This window comes from Rhizobacter sp. P1_G5 (genome assembly GCF_056405435.1).
Genome location: NZ_JBFUCB010000415.1, coordinates 1 through 5,493, shown reverse-complemented (window position 1 = coordinate 5,493; position 5,493 = coordinate 1). Strand labels below are relative to the sequence as shown.

The 5,493-nt window shown below is 69.6% G+C and carries 3 protein-coding genes; 2 read left to right on the top strand and 1 reads right to left on the bottom strand.

The annotated features are described in order from the left end of the window. Both hemL and mpl read left to right on the top strand, forming a co-directional pair. Positions 1 to 1,106 (top strand): glutamate-1-semialdehyde 2,1-aminomutase (gene hemL / locus AC1D12_RS23330; RefSeq protein ID WP_477843153.1); only part of this gene is annotated, 1,106 nt, incomplete at its 5' end. A 4-nt stretch (positions 1,107 to 1,110) separates the two neighbouring features. Next, positions 1,111 to 2,463, top strand: coding sequence for a UDP-N-acetylmuramate:L-alanyl-gamma-D-glutamyl-meso-diaminopimelate ligase (gene mpl, locus AC1D12_RS23325; RefSeq protein ID WP_465112840.1), 1,353 nt, complete (start codon positions 1,111 to 1,113; stop codon positions 2,461 to 2,463). A 428-nt stretch (positions 2,464 to 2,891) separates the two neighbouring features. On the opposite strand, the gene AC1D12_RS23320 is transcribed toward mpl, so the two are convergent. After that, positions 2,892 to 5,493, bottom strand: a 2,602-nt coding sequence (locus AC1D12_RS23320) for a zinc-dependent metalloprotease (RefSeq protein ID WP_477843151.1), incomplete at its 5' end; no start/stop codon positions are given.

Genomic DNA, 5,493 nt, shown 5'->3' with positions numbered 1-5,493 from the left:
CGATGATCCTCGGCCACGGCCATCCGGCGGTGCTCGAGGCGGTGCAGAAGGCCGCGCTCGACGGCTTTTCGTTCGGCGCCCCGACCGAGCGCGAGATCGAACTGGCCGAGGAGATCCTGAAGCTGGTGCCGAGCATGGAGCAGGTGCGCCTGGTCAGCTCGGGCACCGAGGCGGCGATGAGCGCGATCCGGCTGGCGCGCGGCGCCACCGGCCGCAACAAGCTGATCAAGTTCGAGGGCTGCTACCACGGCCACGCGGATGCGTTGCTGGTGAAGGCCGGCTCGGGCCTCGCCACCTTCGGCACGTCCACCAGCGCCGGCGTGCCGGCCGAGGTGGTGCAGCACACGCTGGTGCTCGAGTACAACAACCTGCCCCAGCTCGAAGAGGCCTTCAGCCTGCACGGCGCCGACCTCGCCTGCGTGATGATCGAGCCGATCGCCGGCAACATGAACTTCATCCGCACGCAGCTGCCGTTCATGAAGCGGCTGCGCGAGCTGTGCACGCGGCACGGCGCGCTGCTGGTGTTCGACGAGGTGATGAGCGGCTTCCGCGTCGGCCTGCACAGTGCGCAGGGCCTGTACGCGCGCGCGCTGCCCGGCTTCGAGCCGGACCTCAGCGTGTTCGGCAAGGTGATCGGCGGCGGCATGCCGCTGGCGGCCTTCGGCGGCAAGCGCGCGGTGATGGAGCAGCTGGCGCCGCTCGGCCCGGTCTACCAGGCCGGCACGCTGTCGGGCAACCCGGTGGCCACCGCCTGCGGCCTGGCGACGCTGCGCGAGATCCAGCGCCCCGGCTTCTTCGAGGCGCTGTCGGCGCGCACCCGCAGCCTGGTCGATGGCCTGGCCGCGGTCGCGCGCGAGAACGGCGTGCCCTGGTCGACCGACTGCGAAGGCGGCATGTTCGGCTTCTTCCTGGCCGACACGCTGCCGCAGAACTACGCGACCGTGATGGCCACCGACAAGGAGCGCTTCAACCGCTTCTTCCACGGCCTGCTCGACCACGGCGTGTACATCGCCCCGGCGCTGTACGAGGCCGGCTTCGTCAGCGCCGCCCACACGGCTGAAGACATCGAGGCCACGATCGCTGCGGCACGATCCGTGCTGAAGTAGCGGCATGCACATCCACATCCTCGGCATCTGCGGCACCTTCATGGGCGGCATCGCCGCGCTCGCCCGCGAAGGCGGCCACCGCGTGACCGGCTGCGACGCCGGCGTCTACCCGCCGATGAGCGACCAGCTGCGCGCGCTCGGCATCGAGCTGATCGAAGGCTGGGGCGCCGAGCAGGTCAGGCTCGCGCCGGACCTGTTCGTCGTCGGCAACGTGGTCTCGCGCGGCAACGAGCTGATGGAAGCCATCCTCGATGCCGGCCTGCCGTACACCAGCGGGCCGCAGTGGCTGGCCGAGAACGTGCTGCAGGGCCGCCATGTGCTGGCGGTCGCCGGCACGCACGGCAAGACCAGCACCACCTCGATGCTGGCCTGGGTGCTGGAGCAGGCCGGGCTGAAGCCGGGCTTCCTGGTGGGCGGAGTGCCGCAGAACTTCGGGGTCTCCGCGCGTCTTGGCGAAGGCAAACCCTTCGTGATCGAGGCCGACGAGTACGACACCGCGTTCTTCGACAAGCGCAGCAAGTTCGTGCATTACCGTCCGCGCACCGCGGTGCTGAACAACCTCGAGTTCGACCACGCCGACATCTTCCCGGACCTGGGCGCGATCGAGACCCAGTTCCACCACCTGGTGCGCACGGTGCCGGCGGCCGGCCGGCTGGTTGTCAATGCGCGCGAGGAGTCGCTGCAGCGGGTGCTGGCGCGCGGCTGCTGGAGCGACGTGGTGCGGTTCGGCGCCCGCAAGGAAACGCCCGGCGCGCTGCGTGCGCGCGGCGAGCCGCATGTGTTCGACGTGCTGCGCGGCAGCCTGAAGATCGCGCACGTCGAGTGGCCGCTGCTGGGCGAGCACAACCAGCTGAATGCGCTCGCGGCGATCGCCGCCGCCGAGCACGTGGGCGTCGATCCGCAGGTCGCGGCGAAGGCGCTCGCCACGTTCCAGAACGTGCGCCGGCGCATGGAGCTGCGCGGCGAGGCCGGCGGCGTGAAGGTCTACGACGACTTCGCGCACCATCCGACGGCGATCCGCACCACGGTCAACGGGCTGCGCCGCAAGGTCGGGCTGGAGCGCATCCTCGCGGTGCTGGAGCCGCGCTCGAACACGATGAAGCTCGGCACGATGAAGGCCCAGCTGCCGTGGTCGCTGGAGGAGGCCGACCTGTCGTTCTGCTACCAGGGCAACCTGGGCTGGGACGCACGCGAGGCGCTCGCGCCGATGGGCGACAAGGCCATCGTGTGCGACACGATCGATGCGCTGGTGGCCGCGGTGCGCCGGGCCGCAAAGCCTGGCGACCATGTGCTGTGCATGAGTAACGGCGGGTTCGGCGGGGTGCACGACAAGCTGCTGGCAGCGCTGGCTGGCTAATTTTGCGCGAGCAAAGGCGCGGGCCGGGGATGTGGGGCTCGCCGGCCCGCGCTTTTGCCGAACCCGTAGCTCGATGCGCGCCGAACACAAGCCCGAGCGACAGCTCGGACATCAACCCTCATTTGTTCGCTTGTCACCTCCACCAGGCAGGGCGGTGGTATGAGGCGCGTGCGGGGAGTCTGTGGAGCGCCAATCAGGGCGGTGCGCTGGAGCTGGCTGGTTTCATGGCCCGCGTGCGCCAGCACGCTTCGTGCACTGACTGTCGCCCACTGTTTGACCACAACGAACGAAGTGAGTGGAGGGAGTTTGGGCGACGGGCCTTGAAACCAGTCAGCGGAGGGTAGTCATTGCCCCGCCAGGGGCAATGACCGCACCGACCGGCGAGCCACAGACTCCCCGCACGCGCCGCACGCTCCAACGCCAGAACGTCAGCTCCGCAGCATCGAGGCCTTCAAAGCCTCGTTCAGCGTCGACAAGCTGTCCTGCAGATGCGCCCGGCTCTCGACCGACAACCGAGGGCTGTTGACCGCGCCGCGCAACTGCCCCTGCAGCTCGACCGCCTCCATCCGCACCAGGCTCAGCGCATCCGGCGGCAGCGTGCCCGCACCGCGGATCAGCAGCGACTGCACGCGGCGCAGGTGCTCGCGCTGCAGGTTGCGGCGCAGCCGGTCGATGTCGCTGCCGCTCTTCAGCTCGCTCCACACCGAGCCCTGCAGCGTGCCGTACACCTCGGCCAGCGAGATCACGTTGCGCTTGTTCGCATCGGCCACGTACAGCGGCAGGTCCAGCAGCCGCGACGCGGTGCCGGGGCTCATCAGCCGGTCGAGCGCCGTGACCTGCACCTGCAGCACCGCCGCCGGAATGCTCACCGGGCCGCCGCGGTCCCACTCGTTGTAGTCGGGCGACAGGCTCGACAGGAACTGCGGCTTGAAGCGGAAGCTGTCCGCGTTGAACAGCCCCTTGGCCAGGAACTGCAGCGCATCGCGCTGCTTGGCCGGCGCCACCGGCGCGTAGGCCGGCCGGTTGGTCGAGCCCGGCAGGTCGCGCACCGTGTTCATGCCGCCGACGTACTTGCCGACCAGGTCGGCCGCGCGGTTGAGCTGCTGGAAGCCGCTGAGCAGCACGCGGCGCTGGCGGATCGCCTCGTCGCCCGGTTGCGGCGTGCGGTCCTGCACCCGCTGCCACAGCTCGCGCGACAGCAGCAGCCGCTTCTCGTAGTACGCGAGCGGGTCGTCGCCCAGGTCGAAGCGGTTGACCAGCGGGTCGATGCCGTCGTTGCCGCGCTGGCCGCCAGCCTCGGCGTCGTCCGAATAGGCGAGCAGCGGATCGGTGCTGCGCCCCGCGATGCGCGCCAGCTCGGCCGCCTCGTCGGCCGGCGCCACCGGCTTGTACGCGTACTCGATCGCCCAGTAGTCGTAGGGCCCGAGCGTCGTGTTGTTCAGGCTCGCCTGCTTCTCGCCGGCCAGCGCCAGGTTGTAGGCGTTGTAGTCCATCACCGAGCCGGAGATGCCCTTGCTCTCGGTGAAGCCCTTGTCCTGCAGCTGCGAGCGGCTCACCACCGTCGACGCCTTGAAGTTGTGCTTCAGCCCGAGCGTGTGGCCGACCTCGTGCATCACGACATCCTTGATGCGCGACTGCACGAAGGCATCCGCCTCCGGACCGTCGGGCGCGATCTCGCCGCGCGCTTCGAGCAGGTCCATCGCGAAGTCCATCTCGGCAGCGGCCTCCTGCGCGTAGTTGCAGTAATCGGCACCACCGAACTTGCTCCACGCGGCGAAGGCGGGCGAGGGGAAGGACGCAGCCGAGGCCTGGGCACGGCCCACGTCCTCGACCAGGAAGCGCCGCGCGCCGCGCCCGAACACGTCGCTCATGCCGATGTCGGCATCGATGATCTCGCCGGTGCGCGGATCGGAATGGCTCGGGCCGATCGCGAAGCCGACGTCGGCGCCGGTGAACCAGCGGATCGACGCATGGCGCGCGTCCATGTTGTCCCAGTCGGCATCGTCGGGCTGCTGCTTCGCGACGATCGCGTTCTTGAAGCCGATGCGCTCGAAGGCCTTGTTCCATTCCAGCACGCCGGCCTCGACCGCCCCGCGGTACTGCACCGGGATGTTCTTGTCGAGCCAGTAGACGATCGGCTGCTTCGGTTCGGACAGCTCGGCCTGCGGGTCCTTCTTCTCGAGGCGCCAGCGCGTCACGTAGTGCAGCCGCGGGTTGGCCTTGGTGTCGGTGGTCAGGTCGGTGACGACGTCGAAGAAGTGACCAAGGCGCGGGTCGGTCTTGCGCGGCGCCATCGGCTCGCCGAGCTTCGCGAAGTTGTACACGTAGCCGATGAACATGCTGCGCGGATCCGGCGTCGTCTGCGGCGGTGCCGGCGTCGGCACCGGGCTCGGCGTGAGCGGCGGCGCGGGCAGCCGCGAGGTCGCGAAGTGCATGCGCGCGTTCAGCGTCGTCAGGTCGTCGGTGACGCGGATCTTCTCGAAGTACGAGTTGCCGCGGTCCAGCGCGAACGGCAGGCGGAACGCGGTCTCGATCGCGGTGGAATAGCCGGGCATGTCCGACAGCAGGAAGTTCGCGTCGACCAGCACCGACTTGCGCTGCGGGTGCGGCGCGCTGACGATGGCGGCCGCGCCCAGCAGGCTGTTCGAGAACGCCTGCTCGACGCTCGCCTGCATCGCCGGCGTGGTGCCGACGTAGTTGGTGTTCAGCGCCACCAGCTGGATCAGGTTGCTGCCGATCTTGCGGAAACTGGCCAGCCACTGCGGGCCCATCTGGCTGGCGTACAGGCCGCGCTCGCCGATCGAGTTCGAGATGTTGATCGACAGCATGAACGGCTGGTCCAGCCGCTCGACCGGGATCTCGAGCCAGGTCTTCTCGTCCTTGCGCCACACCGGCACGAAGCCGTCCTGGCGGGTCGCGCCCTTGATGATCTCGTCGAAGGGCTTCGGGGCGGCGGGGTCGAGCCGCACCACGGTGGCGCCGGGCGCCGAGGCCGCCGAGGCGGCGGCTGCCGCGGCCGCCGCGCTGACC

What these genes read in the sequence shown, in the direction of transcription:
- mpl (WP_465112840.1), top strand. Translation starts at nt 1,111, where the DNA reads ATGCACATCCACATCCTCGGCATCTGCGGCACCTTCATGGGCGGCATC.